The organism is Fodinisporobacter ferrooxydans, from assembly GCF_022818495.1.
GTDB classification, from domain to species: Bacteria; Bacillota; Bacilli; order Tumebacillales; family MYW30-H2; genus Fodinisporobacter; species Fodinisporobacter ferrooxydans.
Genome location: NZ_CP089291.1, coordinates 510,067 through 530,568 on the forward strand (window position 1 = coordinate 510,067; position 20,502 = coordinate 530,568).

Sequence of the window (20,502 nt, forward strand, 5' to 3'; positions counted from 1 at the left end):
GTCATACTCTTATCATCTTTTTCATTCATCCCTGTTCAGGAATTTGCAATACGATCATTTTCATCTCTGTCATATCTTCAATCGCAAAACGAGGACCCTCGCGACCGATTCCACTGTTCTTCACACCGCCATACGGCCAATGATCCAGCCGGAAATTCGAAGTGCCATTGATGACCACACCGCCCACTTCGAGGGCATGCGCCACTTTGTATGCCAAATCCATTTGATTGGTAAACAACCCCGCTTGCAGTCCGTAGGGAGAATCATTCGTCTCGGCAATCGCTTCTTCAATGGTTTCATAAGGAATAATGCTCACGACCGGTCCAAACACCTCTTGACAGACGACTTTACTCGTTTTTGGCGGGTTCAACAGCACGGTCGGTTCCACAGTCGCACCGTTGCGTCGGCCGCCGCAAATCAACTGGGCTCCCAACCGGATCGATTCTTCAATCCAATCCGCTACCCGTTTTGCCGTATTTGCATCGACGAGGCAACCAATGTCGGTATCCGGCAATAGCGGGTCCCCGATCTTCAGCTTTGACACTTCCTGTTTTAAGCGTTGCGCAAACGATTCGACGACAGAATGATGGACATAAATCCGTTGGACTGAGATACAGCTTTGACCGGAATTGCTGTATCCCGTTCGCGCACACAGATAGGCCGCCCGTGCCAAATCTGCATCCTCATGTACGATCGTTGACGCGTTTCCGCCCAACTCCAGCAGCACCTTTTTCATCCCGGCCAATTCCGATATATTCTGTCCTGCCCTCACACTGCCGGTAAACGATACCACATGGACGCGAGGATCTTTTACGATCTGCTGGCCGATTTCCACTCCGCCAAGAACCATGTTGATGGCGTTTTCCGGCAAACCGGCATCGAGTAGTAATTTCAAAAGTTCTGTGGCAATCAAAGGCGTTTGGGGAGCCGGCTTTAAAATCAGGCTGTTCCCTGCTGCAAATGCCGGACCTACCTTATGGCAGATCAGATTTAACGGAGCATTAAACGGCGTAATCGCGCCTACCACACCGACAGGAACGCGAAATGTCGTTGCAATCGCTCTTGTGCCCCGTTGAGAGGCATCGCCAGGGATCGTTTCTCCGATGAGCCGCTTCGCTTCTTCTCCTGAGAGTTCCAATGTTTCGATCGAGCGCGACACTTCATCGAGGGTATTTTTTAAAGGCTTTCCTAATTCAAGAGAGATGATTTCCGCGAATCTCCGCTTTTCTTGCTCCAGCAGCATCGATGCCCGTTTTAAAATCCGCGCCCGTTCATGGGAAGGAATGTTCGCAATCTCTGTTTTGGCAGCATGGACAGTTGCCAACGCATGCTCCACATCCGCGGGTGTTGCCAAAAATTGCTCGCCAATCACCTCTCCCGAGTACGGACTTATGATCGAAACGGCTTCCCGTCCCGCTGAAATCCATTTCCTATCAATGTACGACTGTGCTTTTCTTATACTCATGTCTAATCACCTGCTTTTTAAAATGATGAATGAAAAATAAAAGAACCTGGATATGAAATAGCAACTAAACCATCATAAGATGAGTCAGTTTAAACACTAAAATACAAGCGCTTACTTTACTATCAACACGAAATATGTGTATAACTCCACCGATCAAGCGAAACTTGAATTTGGCGGAATCTCCGACTGATAAAATTCCATTCAGCGGAATTTAATTACGCTTATCGGAATCCGTTAAAGAAATATTACAAAACTTTTAATCGAATTGCAATAGTTTATTTTAAGAATGATACACATGGAATTGGAACGCGGACAACTCGATTCGGCATTTCATTTGATATTTCAAAATGACATCGTTGAAGAACGGGCGTTTTTTTCAGACTGCCATTGTCATGGCGTATATGGAGGAAATTGCGGATCCTGATTTCATATAAGAAACGATAAAACGGTTACAGCGAATTGATATCGATGGTGTTTTGGAAAGTGATTCTTGTCAAAGAAGGTAAACAAAGTATGGCAGGCGGAGAAGGCGGAACCGGAGCGGAAAAAGAAAAAATGGATAGTGCTATCCATTTATGCAAGTACGCTTAATATTGAACATTTCGTATTGAACACTTAATATTGAAATTGATTTACCACATTTTTTAATACTTCGGCCATATTCGATAGTTGCTGAATGGAAGAAGCAATTTCACTGATAGAAGATGTCTGCTCCTGAATGGACGCAGCTACTTGTTGCGTATTGCTTGCCGAGTTTTCTGCAATGGCAATGACCATATTACTGGAATTGGAAATTTCCGCAATTCCTTGGTTGACTGTTTCAATACCGCTGAGAGTATTCTGTATTTGATGATCGACATCTTTTACAGCATCATGTATCGTATGGAAAGACTTTTCGGAGATTGAAATTGCATGTAAGCCTGTATCCACTTTCGATTTCACCAAATGCATATTTTCAACTGTCTGTTTTGTGTCTTCCTGGATCTTCCGTATGATCTGCCCAATCTTCAATGCAGATTCATTGGACTGCTGCGACAATTTTCTCACTTCATCTGCTACTACAGCAAAACCCAAGCCATGTTCCCCGGCACGAGCCGCTTCAATCGTTGCGTTCAGTGCCAGCAAATTGCTTTGAGATGAAATTTCCCGAATAATATCAACGATCGAATCGATTTGTTTCGCGTGTTGATTTAGAGATTGAATCCGTTGCCCTAATTGTTCTAGGTATTCAACAATCGACTTCATTTCATTTGCAACATTTTGTATTGTTTGATTTCCATCTTCAACACTTTCTTTGGCCTTGGCAGATGAAGAGTGAATTTCATACGTATTTTGACGCAATTGACTGATTTGGTCTACTACTACAAAAATGGACTGGGATGTTATATTTACGCTTGAAAGTTGCTGTTCGGCACCTGCTGAAATCTCTTGCGTTGCTTGGGAGATTTCCTCTGAAACCTGTATCATTTGATTGGTGCTTGCAGACAACTGTTCAGATGTACTGGCAACCTGATCGGTATTTTCTGCAACCAGTTGAATAATGCCTTGTATATTCGCCATCATTCCATTAAAGGAAAGAGACAATTGCCCAATTTCATCATTCGTATTGAATTCTAATCGTTTCGTCAAATTTCCATTGCTATTTGCGATATTTTTCATTTCGTTTGTTACTTCATTTATCGGTTTTTTGATCATGCGAATAATGAAAAGCGATAGAGCGATACTTATAATTAAAGAAAAGATTATAATTCCAATCGTAACAATTAACGTTTTTCTAAACAGCGCCTTGCTTATATTTTTTGTTTCATCTGCTTTCTTTGTTTCTATTTGCATCAGTGTGTCCAATTCGGAAATCGATTTATTGACTTTTGCTATGGAGGTCAACTGTATAGCATTGTGAGTCGTCGAATCTTTTGCATACATCTTGCTATCTTCAATATTCGAAAAGTCATTCGTAATACTGTAAAACGAATCATTTAAACCACTTACAAATTGATCCCAAAGTTCCTTATTCTGATTTTGTATGAGGGAACCGGAAATTCTTAGTTGATTCAAAATTTGATTTTCGATTTTTGTTATGGATTGATCGATAGATTTGAAAGACTTGCTATCATTGCTTTGCGCAGAAAGCAATAAACTTTCTTGGAGTGAATGTATTTCACTGCTCATGGTGCTTAAAGAATTTAGAGAATTGAATTGGTTATCGATAACTTCATTGGCATTTTTTTGAACAGTATAAATATTCTGAATACTAGTCATGCCAATACCAATAAGCAAAACATTAACGGCCATAAACCCTGTCAACAGTTTTTTACTTAACGATAAGTTTCGAAATGACAACTTTCGCTTTGTGATGTTTGATATTCGTTTATCTTTAGAAAATAGTGAAATTTTTTTAATTTTTTGCAAACTGGCAGATAGTCTGAAACGCATGATAAGGCCACCTCAAAAAAGAAATAGAATCTTGAAATGAAAATTCCTTTAGAATTGCCAGCCGATTTGAAGAGCAAGCGAAAACCATATGATTTGCTTTCATATGTTCATCGGATGCATTACAACCAGGCCAATATGATTCATTTAGCCTGGCTAAACATAAGGTGTAAGGGGGGGCTATGTCGTTTCCCGTTCCATCCTGCTATCAAAGAACATGAAATACATGATCATGTTTTCATATTTCCTTGACTATATTCCATCACATGCCAAGATAGATTTCCCGCACCTGATGATTATTTTTCAGATCCTCCGCATTGCCTTCCAGGGCGATTTTCCCTGTCTCCAGGACATAGGCCCGGTTGGCCAATGTCAGTGCATGGTAGGCATTTTGTTCCACAAGCAGAATCGTCATGCCTTGATCCCGCAATGTTTTGATAATCGCAAAAATTTGCGCGACAACGCTTGGCGCCAGTCCCATCGAGGGTTCATCCAGAATCAGAAAGTTGGGCCGTGTCAGCAGTGCCCGGCCGACGGCCAGCATTTGTTGTTGGCCTCCGCTCAGATTGCCCGCAAGCACATCCCGTTTCGTTTGGAGAATCGGAAAATATTCATAGACTTGCTCCAGGTCTGCGGATATGCCCGCACGGTCGTTGCGGTGATACGCGCCCGTCAACAGGTTCTCTTTTACCGTCAAAAGCGGGTAAATCTTCCGGCCTTCCGGCACATAGCCGATCCCTTCTTTGACCAGCCGGTAGGGTTTTGTATTCGTAATCGGCTTGCCGCGAAAGGAAATGCTGCCGCCGACCGCTTTTGTCAATCCACAGATGGTCTTTAAGATGGAGCTTTTCCCTGCGCCATTGGAACCCAGCAGGGAAACGACTTCCCCCTCCTGAACCGTCAAGCTGACGCCTTTCACGGCATGGACCTTGCCATAATACACCTGCAAATCCTGAATGGCCAGCATTACCACTCACCCCCCAAATAGGCCGTGATGACCTGTTTGTTTTTGGACACCTGATTCGGCGTCCCCTCCGTCAGGACCATCCCTTCATTCATGACCGTTATCGTTTCACAAATCGTCATCATCAGTTTCATATCATGTTCGATGACGAGTACCGTAATCCCCCGCTCGTCGCGGATGTAGCGAATGATGCGCGCCAACTCGTCCGTTTCCGTATGGTTGAGTCCTGCCGCCGGTTCATCCAGCAGAAGCAATTTGGGATGTGTCGCCAACGCCCGGGCGATTTCCAAGCGTTTTTGTACGCCGTATGGCAAGTTTTCCGCCAGAAAATCGCGCCACTCCAACAGATCAAAGACTTCCAGCAAGGCTTCCGCCTTTCGAATCGTTTCCTTTTCGATCCGAAAGACCCGTTTGGGAGCGACCACATAGTCCCAAATCCGAATGCCCGATTCCCGGTCCAGAACCGCGCAAACATTCTCCAGCACCGTCATTTTTTTGAATAACCGCAAATTTTGAAAGGTGCGGGCCAATCCCGCCCGATTGACTTGAAACGGCGACAACGCATGGATGGGCTTGTTTTCAAACCAGACCTCGCCTTGTGTCGGTTTATAGTATCCACTAATCACATTAAAGAGTGTGGTTTTCCCGGATCCGTTGGGGCCGATCACGCCATGGATCGATCCTTGCCTGACAGGAAACGAGACATCCTGAATCGCCTTCAGGCCGCCAAATTCCCGGGACACCTGTTTGATTTGCAGCAGTTCCATATTTTCACGCCTTTCAAAAAAATTGCCAGCCACCAAATGGCACGTTTGCATTCACGCGTTTGCATCCGATTCTTTCAGCCAATTCCGATTATTTCACCCGATAGAGCTGGGATCGCTTCCGGTGTTGAAAGAGTGTTTTGATGCTCACCAATCCGCCCGGCAAGAACACGACCAATGCGACAATTAAAGCGCCATACACCACTTGTTGCCAGTTTTGAAATTGATTGAGCCATTCGCGGGCGACAATCAAGATGACCGCTCCCGCGATCGAGCCATAGATGTTGCCCATGCCGCCAATGACCACAATCGTCAGCATGAAGAACATTTCATTCATTTGGAACGTATCCGGACTCACATAGGAAAGCATATGGGCATACAGGACACCGGCCACACCGGCATACATACCGGAAAGCGCAAAGGCCAGGATCTGCTGTTTCGCGATATTGATGCCTAACGCCTGAGAGGCAATATGATCCTCGCGAACGGCGCGAAAGCTGCGTCCAATCGAATGTGTCGTGATGATTTTGGCCAGCAGGAACAACAGGACCGTAAACGTCAAAACCAGATAATAGTAGAGATATTCCGAATCCAGCGCGACGCCAAACACATGGGGTTTGGGTATGCCGGTGATGCCGGTCGGTCCACCCGTTAATCCGTTCAGATTGACAAGCATATCATTGATCGCGATCGCCAATCCCAATGTCGCAATCGCCAGGTAATGGGACCGGACTTTGAGGGAGGGCAACCCAATGAGGATGCCGCATGCGGTACTGAAAACAATCGATATTGGCAATGCTTCCCAAAACGTAAAATGAAACCGTGTGGTCAGGATGGCGGATGTATACGCCCCGACCGCATAAAACGCCGCATGGGCCAAATTCATCTGGCCGCAATATCCCATGGTCAAATCCAATCCGATGGCAAGAATCATATAGAGTACAACAAGGTCCAAAATATGCACTTGATAGTTGTTCAAAGCGATGGGCAGAATCAGAAAGAGCGCAACCGCCATGCTGATCCACCATCGGCTGTTTCTCCATGTCCGCTTCGCGGCGGACCGGCTGGCAGATCCCTCCGACACCGGTGCGAACCCTTCCAAAGGAGTGGAGGGCGCCTGCTCCGGCTGCAATTCCTGGCCTGCCAGATCCCGGTTTGTCATATCCTGGCTTGTCATAGTTTATCCACCACCCTTTCCCCTACGATGCCCGATGGTTTGAAAATCAGCACCACAACGAAGATCACAAACGCAATCACTTCACTCCAGGCGGATACTTGTGTCGCGACCAGTTGTTCGAGGATGCCGAACACCAGTCCGCCCACAATGGCGCCAGGCATACTGCCGAAGCCGCCCAATATGGCAGCCGCAAATCCATTGATGCCGACCGATGTGCTCATATCCGGACTGACATAGAAGACCGGTCCAACCAGCATGCCCGCACAGGCGGCCAAAGCCGAGCCAATGGCCAAGGTGAGCCCGTTCATCAAGCCGACATTCATGCCTAATGCCAACGACATGTCTCGTTCCTGGGCGGATGCGCGCATCGCCAACCCAATCTTCGTTCGATTCAAAAAGAGCTGCAATGCGATCACGATCAAGGCCGCCACCCCAACGATCACCAGTGTATAGGGAGCAATGGAGATCCCCTTGACCATCCAGGGCGTATTGTTGATGGGGAAGGGGACGGCAATCCCGTCCGGTCCCCAAATAATAATCGATAGATTCTGCAGCACGATTCCGATCCCGAGCGTCCCCAACATCATGTAAATCAGATCCATTTTCTCAAGCGGCCGCAGAATTTTTTGCACAATCATGCCGAGACCGGCCGTCAAAAGGAGCGCCAATGCGAATGCGAGGACAAAGTTGGTATGCATGGAGACATAGAAGACCGTCCCGATATACGCCCCGACCATGAAGATATTGCCATGCGCAAAGTTTACCAGTCCCATCGACCGATAGACCATGGAATACCCCAAGGCAACGAGGGCGTAAATGCTTCCCATGCCAATGCCGCCAATCAAACTTTGTAGCAAGATCGTCACATGTGGATTCATACGTCGATAATCCTCTCATTTATTGTAGTGGTTCTGGTTGGCCGTTTTTAATACTTCCCATTTGTGTTTTGTCAAGACCTTCTCCCTGAGCGTTGAACTTGAAATCTCCCGTCAAGCCATGGTAGTTCAATTTTAGCAATTCGTCGCGAATATGTGTGCCATCAATGTTTGGATATGCTTTATCAATGGCCTCAAGCAGCATCTTCGCGCCATCATACGCTTTCGCCACATGGGAATCGGCTACCTGTCCGAATTTTTTCTTATATGCAGCGGCAAACGCTTTTGTTTCGGCATTCGCATCATTTGTGACATATGTCGTCGAGAAAATCGTTCCATCTGCCACAGATTTTCCTGCTGTATTCACATAAATCTGCGTCGCCGCGCCTGCACCGGCAACAATCTTGGCATTAATCCCCAAAGCTCTCGCCTGTTTGGCAATCAGCCCCATCTGAATCTCTTCTGTTCCAATAAACAACACCTGGGGATTTGCCGCTTTAATCGTTGTCAACTGTGCACTGAAGTCTTTTGCGTCAGGCGTTATAATCTGATCGGAAACGGGCGTAATGTTATGAGCCTTCAATGCGCTTACAAAGGCATCATGCTCACCTTTTCCGAAGGCGCCTGAATTGGTAATAACGGCGATGTTTTTAAGTCCCATCTTGTTCACAACATAATCTGCCAAGGTTTTATCGAAAATTTGGCTGCTTGCCGTATCCCGAAAGACAAACTGACTTCCTTTCTTGGTGATATTCGGATCCTGCCCGGAAGTAATTTGAGGGATTTTCGCCTGATTAAAAATGTCCAGAGTAGCCAACGTCGTTGTGCTCTCTGGTGTGGCAAATGCAGCAACCACCTTGTCGTTCACTAACTTATTGGCATCATTGACCGCGACAGACGGGTTGCCTTGATCGTCGATTTTATCGATCACAACCTTCTTCCCGTGAATGCCTCCCTTCGCATTCACTTCGTCCACTGCCATTTGCAACCCCTGGCTATCCCATGTACCCAACGATGCCAGATTTCCACTCATTGCGCCGATTTCTCCAATTTTGATCGTGCCGCCACTCGAAGATCCGGAGGAACCGGATGTGCCGGAATTGTTGGAAGACGATCCACAACCGGTTATGGCTGCAGCCAATGTTGCGCTTAAACAGATTCCGGCCAATAATTTTCCCTTTTGAAGATATGCTTTCTTTTGATTGTTGATTTTCATCTTATAAATCCCCCTCTTAAACGAATGTTTCAATACATGTTTGATGATTCATATTTTGTTTCTTTACGTTCCGATCTGCTATCTTAATTATCCCCCCTAAAAACCGTTTACCTTTTCACTATCGATCAATCTAGCAACCGTTCAAATTTATTAAATCGCTTTCATTTGATCGATTTAAAAAGCGTTTTTTTTGATATCTAAAAATAATTAAAAACCTTCTTCAACCTCATATTCCACTGTACGGAATATGATTACTCTCATTGGAACTTGTTAAAATAATTTTACATTATGGTTTTATAATTTGCAATAGTCTATAAAAAATAACAATTCTGATTTCAACGCCGTATTTCATATATACCTTTATAGCGTCTGCTATTTCAACCGCTTAAAAGGTTGTGTTTCACGAAAAATTCGAGGTTGGTTAAAGGGATTGAAACACTGCGCATCATTTAGAAACGGACAGGCACTTTGCAATCACACGCCTGTCCTTTTGTCCTTTTCAGGCGACCTGTTTAGATTCCATTGTGGCAGTAGGTTCTTCAATCGGTTCCAAATCAGTAAGCAGGAACACATACCCCAGAATTCCAATGATTATCATAACTCCTGCCAAAAGGAATGCGTACATGAAAGATCCTGTTGCTTGTACAATAAATCCCGTAATGATTGGAGCCACAATTGCCATGGCATTGTTTCCAAAGGCTAAAATGCCCAATAAAGTGCCCACAGTTCCCTTTGGGGCAATAAATGTCGGGATACTATAGGCAATCGCCGAAGTAACCACAAGGCCGCCAAGCGCCATTGAAATCCAAAATACTGCAATACCCGGGCTATTTGTATACGCCGCACCTATGACTGACAAACCAAAGAGCATCCCGATCACTAAAGTTGTTTTGCGTACGCGCGTTGAATCGCAACCCTTGTTGACAAGTCGGTCTACGAGCCAACCGCCAAAGAAAAGTTCTGTGATTGTACCCACAAGCCATGGGATCGCCGAGTACCATCCAGATGACAATACCGACATATGCATCTGTGTTTCGAGGAATCCTGGAAGCCAAGTCAGGAAGAGAAACCAGGAATATCCATATGCTGCAAATCCAATGAATACGCCCCATACCTTGCGTTTTGTCAACAGGTAACGCATATTTTCCATTACACTGCCAGATGCTTCATCTGCACTCTGTGAACCGCCTTCGAGGATGTATTGATACTCTTCTTTTGTCAATCGTTTATCTTCTTGTGGATCACGGTACCACAACCAAAATGCAATGGCGTATAGAAGACTGAGAATTGCAGTTGCATAAAAGCCACCGCGCCATCCCCATTGGGTAACTATCCAGGCTATCAATGGCGCACCAATTACATTGGAAAATTTCGACTGCGCATCATAGGCAGATATGGCCATTCCCCGTTCTTTGCGCGGAAACCAATGACTCATTGCCTTTGCAGCCCCTGGGAAATATGGTGCTTCTCCGACACCCAATAAGACTCTCGATACTATAATTAATCCCCATCCATTCGCTACTGCAGTCAACATGCAGGCGATCGTCCATATGATCGTTCCTACCCGCGTTATCCATTTGACCCCTATCTTATCCAGCAAGCTGCCTACAGGAATCTGAAGAATAGCGTATGACCATGCAAACGCAGATAAAAAAATCCCCATCTGAATCGCGTTCAAATGAAATTCCTGTGCGATTGGCTTCATTCCCACAGAAATATTCGTACGATCAAAATAGTTGACGATGACGCCAATAGCAATTAAGATTGCCATCGACCACCGATGTTTTTTCATGTAATTTCACCTTCCCCGAAAATTTTACTTTCATTCATTCGTACACATTGTACAAATCTTTAGATATTCTTTGGTTTTTTGCTTTTAGTGCGTGTTCAAAAAGTGGTTAAGTAAGACACAAGGAGTGCGAAGCCGAAGCACGAAAAGGCGACGGAATGTACGTGTTTGGTACATGAGTAAGCCTTTTTGGGATTCGGCAAAGCAATCCGCCGTGGAGTTTTGACTACTTTTTGAACATCCTCTTTTATTATTTAAATATTATGGCAATTAATTATACCACTAGTGGCAAACGTCCCATTGCAATGTCCTCCAAGAAATTCTGCTTAATCTTTTGGCAAATTCGCTTAAAGACGTACAAATTCGTCTGTACTGACATGGGATTTTTTCTCATTGGGCGAGTAAATATCTAAGATATTCCAGTGTCCGGATGTCGGAACCGGCTCATTTAACATCGCGACATCAATCACGAACGGCTTGTTGGATGCGATCGCCCGCTGCAGCGCAGGTTTAAATTCCTCGGCCGACTGGATTTTGACTCCGTCCACCCCATACGCTTTGGCGATGCTGGCGTAATCGGGGGAATAGGATTGCCCCTCTTTCTTGAATACGGTTCCATATGTGGTATCGTAATGGGCTTTTTCCAGGCCTGCAATCGTGCCGAATGCGGAGTTGTTCATGATCACCCAGATCACCGGTATGTTTTCTTCCACAGCGGTTGCCAACACGGCAGGATTTTGTCCGAACCCGCCGTCGCCCACGAGGGAAACGACCACTTTCTCCGGTTGGGCAATTTTCGCTCCCAATGCGGCCGGCGCTCCAAATCCCATCGTGCAATATCCGCCGGGTGTCAAGATCGTACCCGCTTCATAGATCGGGAATTGTTGTCCGACTCCGTTTTTATTCCAGCCCACGTCTGTGGTGATATACGCATCCCGCGGCAATACTTCGCGCACCTCTTGCAAAATCCGTTCCGGCCGCATGGGGAAGGAAGGATTTTCAATATGCACATGATTCTTGGCTGTAAATTCTTTTTTATAGGAAGCAATTTCTTGTTTTAATGCTTCCTTTTGCATGCCTTGCGGCACCATCGCTTTGGCGACGCGATTCAAAACCGTCAAGGCCTGTTTCAAATCTGCCACCGCTCCGATTTCCACAGGGAAGTTGCGGCCGATTTCGTTCGCATCGATATCGATATGAATCAACTTCGTCGGCGGGAAATGGAAGGTGTACTCCGGTTCCCATGAGCTGCAATCCGCTTCCGCAAACCGCGTGCCGAGCGCCAGAATATAATCCGCCTGCCGGCACTTGTCGTTGACAAACTGTGTGCCCCAGAATCCGGTCATGCCCAATGCAAACGGATGATCATCCGCTACGGCGCCTTTGCCCATCACCGAATACGCCACAGGAATGCCAAGATGCCCGACAAACTCCCGCAGCTCTTCCGCCGCGTTTGCCAGCATGACGCCGCCGCCCGCATAGATGAGCGGATATTTGGCATTGGAGAGTCTTTCAATGATTTGTTTGGCGGTTTCCTCATCGATCGATGGTTTCTGAATCGTTTTCGTATGATGCTTCAACCGTTCAAACAGCGCCACATCCACTTCTTTGGAAAAGATGTCCATGGGCACATCGACGAGCACCGGACCGGGTCTTCCGCTTTCCGCCAATTGGAACGCCTTTTCGAGAATCTCAGGAAACAGATCCGGACGATCCACGCGCCACGCCCGCTTGACGAAAGGACGATAGATTTCGTATTGGGATGCATCCGCATGCAGATTGACTTCCTGGTGTGGATGTTTGCCGTAATAGTGGCTGGGGACATCGCCTGCGATCACGACCATGGGAATGGAATCCAAGGCCGCATTGGCAACGCCTGTGGCCGCATTGGTCAAACCAGGGCCCAAGTGACTCAAAACGACAGCCGTTTGTTTTTTCGCCCGGGCATACCCGTCGGCCGCATGTGCGGCGATTTGTTCGTGGCGCGTATTGATAAACTGGATGGAGCTTTTCTCCAAAGCAGCCAATACCGCAATATTCGTATGGCCGCAAAGCCCAAAGATGTGTTCAACGCCCCGATCTTCCAGATACTTCACCAGTTGATGCGAGATTAAATCTTTCATTGGCCAGGAGCCTCCTTAAAATTCAAAATGATCTTCCCAAAATCTCCAGATAGAGCGGTTTCATACGCCTTTTGATATTCTGTAAACGGCATAATCTTGGAAACGATAGGCGCTACATTAAATTCGCTATTACGCAAGTATTCAATGGTCTGCAAATAATCAGACGGGAAATTGTAAATGATCGTTCCATATAATGTGATTTCACTTCTGACAACATGTACAACAGGCAAATTCGCTTCCTGTGTAATGCCGATTAAAATCATGGCGCCGCCAGGGCTCACGAGCTGCATGCCTTGTTCAATCGATGCCTTTGTACCCGCCGCTTCGACTACGACATCAAATGTTTGATCCTTTATTTCTTGCGGGTGGATTGCTCGTATATCCCCGAGGCTTCTCACCAATTCAAGCTTCAATGGATTAATGTCGATTGCTGTTACACGAGCGCCCAAATAATTCGCCAATGCAACGGCCAGCATCCCCTCGTTACCGCAGCCGACGACAGCGACTGTAGTATCTTTCGTGATGCTAACCTTTTTCAAAGCATGTACGACAACGGCAAAAGGTTCAATTAACACCGCTTTTTCATCAGGCAAATCGTCGGGAACCGGCAGGACATATTTGGATGAAATCACAAATTCCTGGGAAAATCCGCCGTTTGCATTGACGCCAATCGATTGCTTATGACGGCAAATATTCGTTCTCCCTTTTAAGCACAAATCACACTCGCCGCAAAACGTATTCGGGAGAACTACAACCCTTGTTCCGATTCTATAGTTGGCGCTTTCCCCTGTCTCAATAATCGTGCCCAACAATTCATGGCCCGGTCGGAGCGGATAGGATGCATACGGAATCTTGCCCCGAAAAACGCTTAAGTCCGATCCGCATATCCCTCCATAGATTAATTGAATCTTGACTTCATCGCCTGTAGGAGCAGGCAGAGATTCTACCTCTCTTAATTCCATGTCATTTGGATTGTTCAAATATAATTCCAACATCTTAATTCCCACCCATCGATCGTTGCACAATAGTCAAAACTGTCTTTAAATCTTCAATCGGGATTTGTCCCGGCGCAGAACTATTTTCACCGACTGCGAATGTAACCGCGGAACCAAATGCCCCGCCAAACATTCGGGTCAAAGAACCATATCCGCCCATCGACATCGTTATGACCGGAATGTTTAATTTGCTTTTGGCTGTTAGCGTCCCATGTAAAAGAGTGAGGACATCTTCCAGGCTGTTCGGCATGACAGCCACTTTCCCGATATCCGCACCTGCGCGCTCAGCATCTGTCAATTTTTGAACGATAACATCCGAGCTCGGAGTCGATTGAAAGTTATGATAGGATGCAACCATCTGTATACCGTTTTCAAGTGATTTTTTGCGCAGATATTGAAAATGCTCCGGGTTGTTGCTTAATTCAAAATCAATCAAATCTACCGTTTGACTCGCGCAAACAGTTGTATATAATTCAACTACTTCATCTTCTGATAGAGAAATAGGTTGTCCACCCTCTTTGTGTGAGCGTCGCGTAAAAAGAATCGGAGTGTTTCCCGCAATTTCCTTAATTCGTTTCGCTGCGTCCATCACTTCATTGACGTTCGCAATCCCATCAAAAAAATCCACACGCCATTCAATGAGATCCGGTTGCTTAGGAATCACTTTTGTCAATTCTCCTACCAAGGCGTCCTGATCTTTTCCAATTAACGGCGTACAAATCATCGGTTGTTTGCCATCTGTCACTATATCTCACCTCAATACGTTTTGTGGACCGGATTTTTTCTTATACGCATATTCGAACACCTATTTTTCCAAATGGCGAATAGAAGGGCCGGAATATCTGACCAAATCTTCGCGATTCGGGCATGGACCTTTTATTAAAACACCGTTTTGCAATTCCTCGAATGCATGTGCGACAATTCCCATCCCCCGTGATAAAGCAAAGATTCCTTTGGCAGCTTCTGCGGGAATTGCCAATTCGCATTGAATCGCTGCCGAGACGCCATCCACATTCATTGTTATTTTTTTCTTCTTGCGCTCTTCCAAGAGGGTTCGATATGCTTCCGCCATTTTTAAATATTGACCGGAAATCTCTCCCTCGTCAATCAAAGCTTGTGCAAGCTGATACAGTCTGCGCACGCGCGGATCATCATCGTGCAGTTGGTGGCCAAATCCCGGCAACTTTTCTTTTTCTTTTTCCAGTCTGTTCAATTGCTCATTGACTACGTCAGAAAGGCTTTGCTGCAGATCATCCTCGAGAATGGAATTTGTCAAATAGAATAATTTCATTGCTTTCTCGGCAGCCCCGCCGTGGACATCACCTAAAACGTTAATACCTGTAGCTACACAGGAATTAAAAGAAATACCGCAAGTTGCCGCCATTCTTGCCGCTGCAATGGAAGGCGCCCGCGGACCATGATCGGCGCCAGCGACAAGCACGCATTCCAATAAACGCGCTTTCTTTTCACTCAATACTTCTCCACATAAAAGCAGATACAGCATTTGACTGTACGAAATAGTTCCTATCAACTCTTCAATGGGAAATCCCCGCAAGACGATGCTGTTTTTTTTGATATCGCTGATCGCAGTATCCCACCAAACTGCCCCATTGGAATATGCATCGAGCGCACTTCTATTTTTCATTTGCGGCCTTCCTTTCCATGTAACCGTTATGTTCAGATATGCCGGAAGCACACTGTTTCAAACTCACTTTAATACGTTCCATCACGTCAGGAGTAAATCGCTGAGTAGGACCAGACACCGAAATACAAGCGCTTACTTCACCATCAACGCCAAAAATCGGGGCAGCAATCGCAGATAAACCAACTTCCCTTTCATCTTGACTTGATGCGTACCCTTCTTCTATTATTGCACTTAGTTCACTTTGCAACTTCTGCAGTCGTTGTTCTGAATCAACATAACGAAAGATTTGCTTTTGAAATTCCCGATCCTGATAAGCCAAAAGCACTTTGCCGCCGGCACCTGCCCACAACGGAAGCCGTTCGCCAATTTTAACTAGGTGGCGCAGAGATTGAACGCTTTCACACTGGTCGACACAAACGCGAAATTCATTTTCCAATAGATATAGATTCACTGTTTCCGTTGTTTCATCTCTTAATTTTTTCATAAACGGATGGGAAATTTCTCGGATTTGAATTGACTTTCCAGCAATGTATCCTAAATAATATAAACGACTTCCAAGTTTATATTTTAGGGTCTCCTGGTTTTTCTTAATCAATCCGTTTTGCTCCAACGTTCCTAGCAGTCTTGTTGTCGTTGACTTGGCTAACGATATCTTATTGGCAATTTCCGTTAGCGTTAATTCTGTTTCTTGCAAAGAAAAGCAGTTCAGAATATCTAACGCACGTTGTACTGTCCGTAGAGAATCGCTATCCTTACTTTTTTTAAGCATTTCAACTTCGCCCATATTTCATCCACCCTAATTCATTTGTATTCCATCAGTCGGAATTGAATTACATGCAACGGAATCTATTGAGAATATTCTACACAACAATTTATCAAAATGCAATAGTTATATAAGAAGAGAATTGTCGAAACATTCATTCGATATTCTCTCAATCACTTGTTGTCATTAGTTTTTCAATTCATTTCAAAGATTATGTAAATCAAGTTTCTGAATAAATAAAGATCTGCATTTTTTTGGGCTGCCTTGTTTGAAAATTTCAAATTTTATTTCACCACTTTTTCAAGGAAATTTGGTACATTAAAATGTATACAAGAATATCGTATTTTGAAAAATTGGAGAGAGTGATTGCAAGATGAATTCTGTTATACCACTTAGAGAAAGAAATATCGCTTTTATCGGGTTTATGGGTGTAGGAAAAACGACTATCGGCGAACTTGTTGCGAACAAACTCGTCCGGGATTTTATTGACATAGACAAAGAAATCGAAAACGAATATCAAATGCCGACATCAGAAATATTTAAAACAATTGGAGAAAAAGCTTTTCGTAAAAAAGAAAGAGATTATGTTGAAAAATTTTGCCAAAAAAGATTGCAGGTTATTTCTTTGGGTGGAGGTGCCTTTTTACAAGAGGAAATTCGAAACATTTGTTTGTCCACATGCATTATTTTCTTCCTCGATATATCTTGGGAGCGTTGGAAAGAACGGCTAAACTTAATCATTGACAGCCGACCGGTACTACAGGGACGCAATCTTGAAGAAATCGAAGAGCTTTTTCACAAAAGGCGCGAAATATACTCCATTCATAATTCAAAATTTACTACGGACAATTTAGATGCCGAGGAGATCGCCGATTATATTACAGATTCATTAAAATTGGCCTGGGAGCTTTATGAACCACAGGTCGATTAAAAAATCCTCTTTTGGATGACAAGCAACACATTCAAACAAGTTGGCAAGAATATTTGGATATAAGATAAAAAGGTCATAGAGAAAAATATGTATCTCTACGACCTTTTCAAAAATTTTTCTATACTTATACGACTTTAAATCGCTCCGTCAGCATTTTCAACTCTTCCGCCATCTTCGATAAATGATCCGAGGAAGCAGTAATTTCTTCCATCGAAGCCAATTGTTCTTGGGATGCTGCTGATACCGTCTGAACTCCATTTGCGCCAGTTTCAGCTAATTCACTAATGGCAACGATTTTATGTACCACGCCTTCTGTCGATGTAGTAATCATTTCAACCGCCGTTGTTATTTCCTCGACTTGTGCGGTTACATGACCGATTGCTTCCTGAATTTCACGAAAGGAAGTTTCGGCTTCATTGACTACCGCTATTCCTCCTGTTACTGCATGTATGCTTTCATCCATCGCCTGGATTGCGTTTGTTGACTCTGCTTGTATCTTTTTTATAAAATCGCTGATCTGTCCTGCAGAATGCGCCGATTGCTCTGCAAGTTTTCGCACTTCATCTGCGACAACGGCAAAACCGCGTCCCTGCTCCCCCGCACGAGCAGCCTCAATCGCCGCATTGAGCGCCAACAAATTGGTTTGACTTGCGATGCCCGTGATAACTTCTACAATTTTATCAATCTGTTGCGTGTATTCGCCTAATGTTCTGACGACTTCTGCTGTTTCTCCAACCTTTTTGTTTATAGCATTCATCTGATTATTGGCAGTCTGAATCGCCCGATTTCCTTTTTGCGTCACTTCACTTGCATGATTCGCTGACGATGTGACATTTTGCGCATTTTCCGATATATGAACAACATTCCCATACATCTGCGTTATAATGATGGATCCCTCGTTGGAATGACTCGCTTGTTGATCCGAACCGGCGGCAAGCTCCTGCATGGTTGTGGCAATATGCTCCGTCGCACGGCTTGTCTGCTCAGCGCTTGCAGTTAACTCCTCCGATGAAGAAGCCAATTGTCCCGCCGCTTCGTCGACTTGCGCAAGAACAAGCCGCAATGATTCAATCATTTGGTTAAAACGATGTGCGAGTCTTCCAATCTCATCTTGCCGTTTGACTGGAATGATTTCCGTAAGATCGCCTTCCGTTACTTTTTCACAAATACGAACGATTTGTTTTATCGCTTTGCTTGTAGAATTCGTGATGAAATACACAAGCAGAATAGCCAAAACCATAAACAAAAGTGTAACAACGATTGTGTTATATAAAATGGATTTCGCTGCATCCGAAAATTCATTTTCAAACATCGTCCCAGCTATTTTCCACCCCGTCAAAGAGTTTGTGACAAATACCTCTTCCTTTGGCTGACCGTTAAAACGATACAAGTAGGTTCCAGAAGGGGATTGAAAGGTTGCTTTTGCCCAATCCGTATGAATGGGTTCCCCTGGTTTGTAAGTGGGATTGACGATTGAATTGCTGTTTTTATCGAGAATATAGATATACCCGGTTGTTCCTATTTTCACCTTATTCGTCATGTGATCGATGGTATTTAAATTTACGTTGATTGCGACTACTCCGTGTCCGTCCTCCGTAACTTTTGCAATCGTAACGACCATATTCCCAGTTGCTTGTGATTTATATGGGCTTGTAATAATTACATTGCCTTTGTTTTGCATCGCTTGTTGATACCAAGGGCGTTTTCGCGGATCATAATCCGGTGGATTTTTTTTATCCGCCGGAGAACCTATAAACAGACCGGTATCTGTTCCAATATACGTAAGTTCGATCTCGGAATGCGCATTTTGATACAAATCCAATTGTTTGCGAACAGCCGGATCTTGTCCTACATTGGTTCCATTCATTGAGGTAATAGGAGATGCAGCTAATTCCTTGGCCAGAATATCTACATCCTGCATTTTCGCTTTCATATACTCTGTAATGGAATCATTGAGAATTTGTACATTTTCTGATGCTGATTTCAGCATCTGATCCTTCACGTCATGTTTTGCGGACTGATAGGAAAATGCACCAATCGCTATACATGGTATTACAAGAATCATGGATAGCAGAATCATCAAACGCAATTTGAAACTCTGTTTAATAAAATTCACTTGCACACCCCATTTTTTAAAAATTTAGTAATCTTTCTACTAAGTGACAAAACTTATTTTAACAGGGATGCTACAAAATGAATATTAGTTTTTAACGTCTGTCCTAGACAGCTACACGCTTTTCTGCCTCTGGATTTCTTCATCATAAAGACATATGGATAACGCGGATCAATACACGAATACTAAGAAAGATACGCTTCTGGTTTCTCGGCCATAAAACGAATGGAGAAAGCGTATCAGCTGTTACGCAGCATGATTCGAAATCTGCATGGTCAAGGAGGGTTTGATTCAAATGGAAAACAAGGACATCGATTTATCAGGGATTGATAGTGCCGATCAAGCATCCGCACAGGCAGGAATGGCAAATAAGGTGAAAATGGAAGAGCTGGCGGAATTGGCGGCGCGATTGGGACACTCATCTCCGCGCTCCCAACAAAGCAATTCCTTTTCGTCTGCAGCAGACGGGTTGGGCTACGAGTTTGATGATGTGTCAGATGTATATTATTAATGCTGCAGTAGTACCTAATAATCAAAATCACCCTTAATCGAAAACATGAAATCCTCTGCAACGCATGCAAAAAGCACCTCCAACCACATTCACGTGTGGCAAGGAGGTGCTTTGAACATTTCAACACTTCAAGTTTTCTTTCTTTCGGACACTACCTCCAGAAACGCCTTTGTAAATTTCAATCCCTCTTGAACCATTGGGTCCTTCAGAAGTTTCATGACAGAAAAAATTGACATGGTGGATGAATCAGCATTTGCGCGAATCTTTGCTTCTTCTACCAAGGAAATTCCTTCTTTGATTTTGGTTTGCATCGGTTCCGTCATGCTTTGAACACCTTTGAACATAAATTCCATTGTCTTTTTATCGGATAAAACCGTTTGTGCAAGATCCATCAGTTCTTCCATTACTGTCAGATATTCTGCAATCTTCGGCAATTTGTTAATGAATGTCGCGATTGCTTCCAATGTTTCATTTCCTATCGTAATTTCCGGCAATTGTGATGTACCGAGTGAACTGAATTCCGTCACAAGATCTGTGATTGAAGTCCGATATTTTGTGATTTCCTGAAAAACACCCACTGTTTTTTCCATAGCAGAATACTGTTCCATAAATTTTGGAAGCTTTTCGAGTGCGGTCTGCAACGCATGACTGATTTCATCATTTTCCAATAATCGGAGCAATTCTTCCCGATTTGTTGTTGCAGCTATATTTGACATTCAGAACACCTGCTTTCTGGACCTC

At 44.4% G+C, this 20,502-nt stretch carries 17 protein-coding genes; 2 read left to right on the forward strand and 15 right to left on the reverse strand.

What is annotated here, in order from left to right:
• Nucleotides 1–25: 25 nt before the first annotated feature.
• The 13 genes from LSG31_RS02605 to LSG31_RS02665 all read right to left on the reverse strand — a co-directional run bounded on the left by LSG31_RS02605 (nucleotide 26) and on the right by LSG31_RS02665 (nucleotide 16,227).
• On the reverse strand, nucleotides 26–1,465 hold the full coding sequence (locus LSG31_RS02605; protein ID WP_347437860.1) for an aldehyde dehydrogenase family protein: 1,440 nt from the start codon (nucleotides 1,463–1,465) through the stop codon (nucleotides 26–28).
• 615 nt (nucleotides 1,466–2,080) lie between these two features.
• Nucleotides 2,081–3,898 carry a methyl-accepting chemotaxis protein gene (locus tag LSG31_RS02610; protein ID WP_347437861.1) on the reverse strand — a complete coding sequence of 606 codons (1,818 nt, stop codon included), beginning with the start codon at nucleotides 3,896–3,898 and terminating at the stop codon, nucleotides 2,081–2,083.
• Between the two features lie 259 nt (nucleotides 3,899–4,157).
• Nucleotides 4,158–4,862: an ABC transporter ATP-binding protein gene (locus tag LSG31_RS02615; RefSeq protein WP_347437862.1), complete on the reverse strand. Its 705-nt coding sequence runs from the start codon at nucleotides 4,860–4,862 to the stop codon at nucleotides 4,158–4,160.
• Nucleotides 4,862–5,626: an ABC transporter ATP-binding protein gene (locus tag LSG31_RS02620; RefSeq protein ID WP_347437831.1), complete on the reverse strand. Its 765-nt coding sequence runs from the start codon at nucleotides 5,624–5,626 to the stop codon at nucleotides 4,862–4,864. The genes LSG31_RS02615 and LSG31_RS02620 overlap by 1 nt, the downstream gene beginning before the upstream one ends.
• An 88-nt stretch (nucleotides 5,627–5,714) precedes the next feature.
• The gene (locus LSG31_RS02625) at nucleotides 5,715–6,800 is read right to left on the reverse strand and encodes a branched-chain amino acid ABC transporter permease (protein ID WP_347437832.1); all 1,086 of its coding nucleotides are present in this window, start codon (nucleotides 6,798–6,800) and stop codon (nucleotides 5,715–5,717) included.
• On the reverse strand, nucleotides 6,797–7,678 hold the full coding sequence (locus LSG31_RS02630) for a branched-chain amino acid ABC transporter permease (RefSeq protein ID WP_347437833.1): 882 nt from the start codon (nucleotides 7,676–7,678) through the stop codon (nucleotides 6,797–6,799). The genes LSG31_RS02625 and LSG31_RS02630 overlap by 4 nt, the downstream gene beginning before the upstream one ends.
• A gap of 19 nt (nucleotides 7,679–7,697) precedes the next feature.
• The gene (locus tag LSG31_RS02635; protein WP_347437863.1) at nucleotides 7,698–8,891 is read right to left on the reverse strand and encodes an ABC transporter substrate-binding protein; all 1,194 of its coding nucleotides are present in this window, start codon (nucleotides 8,889–8,891) and stop codon (nucleotides 7,698–7,700) included.
• Between the two features lie 499 nt (nucleotides 8,892–9,390).
• Nucleotides 9,391–10,683, reverse strand: coding sequence for an MFS transporter (locus LSG31_RS02640; RefSeq protein ID WP_347437864.1), 1,293 nt, complete (start codon nucleotides 10,681–10,683; stop codon nucleotides 9,391–9,393).
• A 344-nt stretch (nucleotides 10,684–11,027) separates the two neighbouring features.
• A complete protein-coding gene (locus LSG31_RS02645) occupies nucleotides 11,028–12,803 on the reverse strand; it encodes a thiamine pyrophosphate-binding protein (RefSeq protein ID WP_347437865.1) in 1,776 nt (591 codons plus the stop codon).
• Nucleotides 12,800–13,798 (reverse strand): zinc-dependent alcohol dehydrogenase, encoded by a 999-nt coding sequence (locus tag LSG31_RS02650; RefSeq protein WP_347437866.1) that lies wholly within the window; start codon nucleotides 13,796–13,798, stop codon nucleotides 12,800–12,802. Before LSG31_RS02650 ends, LSG31_RS02645 begins: the two co-directional genes overlap by 4 nt.
• Before the next feature lies 1 nt (nucleotide 13,799).
• The gene (aroD, locus tag LSG31_RS02655; RefSeq protein WP_347439425.1) at nucleotides 13,800–14,522 is read right to left on the reverse strand and encodes a type I 3-dehydroquinate dehydratase; all 723 of its coding nucleotides are present in this window, start codon (nucleotides 14,520–14,522) and stop codon (nucleotides 13,800–13,802) included.
• An 81-nt stretch (nucleotides 14,523–14,603) separates the two neighbouring features.
• Nucleotides 14,604–15,443 carry a citryl-CoA lyase gene (locus LSG31_RS02660; protein WP_347437867.1) on the reverse strand — a complete coding sequence of 280 codons (840 nt, stop codon included), beginning with the start codon at nucleotides 15,441–15,443 and terminating at the stop codon, nucleotides 14,604–14,606.
• Nucleotides 15,433–16,227, reverse strand: coding sequence for an IclR family transcriptional regulator (locus LSG31_RS02665; RefSeq protein ID WP_347437868.1), 795 nt, complete (start codon nucleotides 16,225–16,227; stop codon nucleotides 15,433–15,435). The genes LSG31_RS02660 and LSG31_RS02665 overlap by 11 nt, the downstream gene beginning before the upstream one ends.
• A 352-nt stretch (nucleotides 16,228–16,579) precedes the next feature.
• Between LSG31_RS02665 and LSG31_RS02670 the strand changes: the two genes are divergently transcribed.
• Nucleotides 16,580–17,137 carry a shikimate kinase gene (locus tag LSG31_RS02670; protein WP_347437869.1) on the forward strand — a complete coding sequence of 186 codons (558 nt, stop codon included), beginning with the start codon at nucleotides 16,580–16,582 and terminating at the stop codon, nucleotides 17,135–17,137.
• Between the two features lie 124 nt (nucleotides 17,138–17,261).
• On the opposite strand, the gene LSG31_RS02675 is transcribed toward LSG31_RS02670, so the two are convergent.
• Entirely contained in the window at nucleotides 17,262–19,253 is a 1,992-nt protein-coding gene (locus LSG31_RS02675; RefSeq protein ID WP_347437870.1) for a methyl-accepting chemotaxis protein, read from the reverse strand.
• A 292-nt stretch (nucleotides 19,254–19,545) separates the two neighbouring features.
• On the opposite strand from LSG31_RS02675, the gene LSG31_RS02680 reads away from it, so the two are divergent.
• Nucleotides 19,546–19,761 (forward strand): hypothetical protein, encoded by a 216-nt coding sequence (locus LSG31_RS02680; RefSeq protein WP_347437871.1) that lies wholly within the window; start codon nucleotides 19,546–19,548, stop codon nucleotides 19,759–19,761.
• A gap of 128 nt (nucleotides 19,762–19,889) precedes the next feature.
• Here LSG31_RS02680 and LSG31_RS02685 read toward each other — a convergent pair whose 3' ends face one another.
• A complete protein-coding gene (locus tag LSG31_RS02685) occupies nucleotides 19,890–20,477 on the reverse strand; it encodes a helical membrane plugin domain-containing protein (RefSeq protein WP_347437872.1) in 588 nt (195 codons plus the stop codon).
• Between the last annotated feature and the right edge of the window lie 25 nt (nucleotides 20,478–20,502).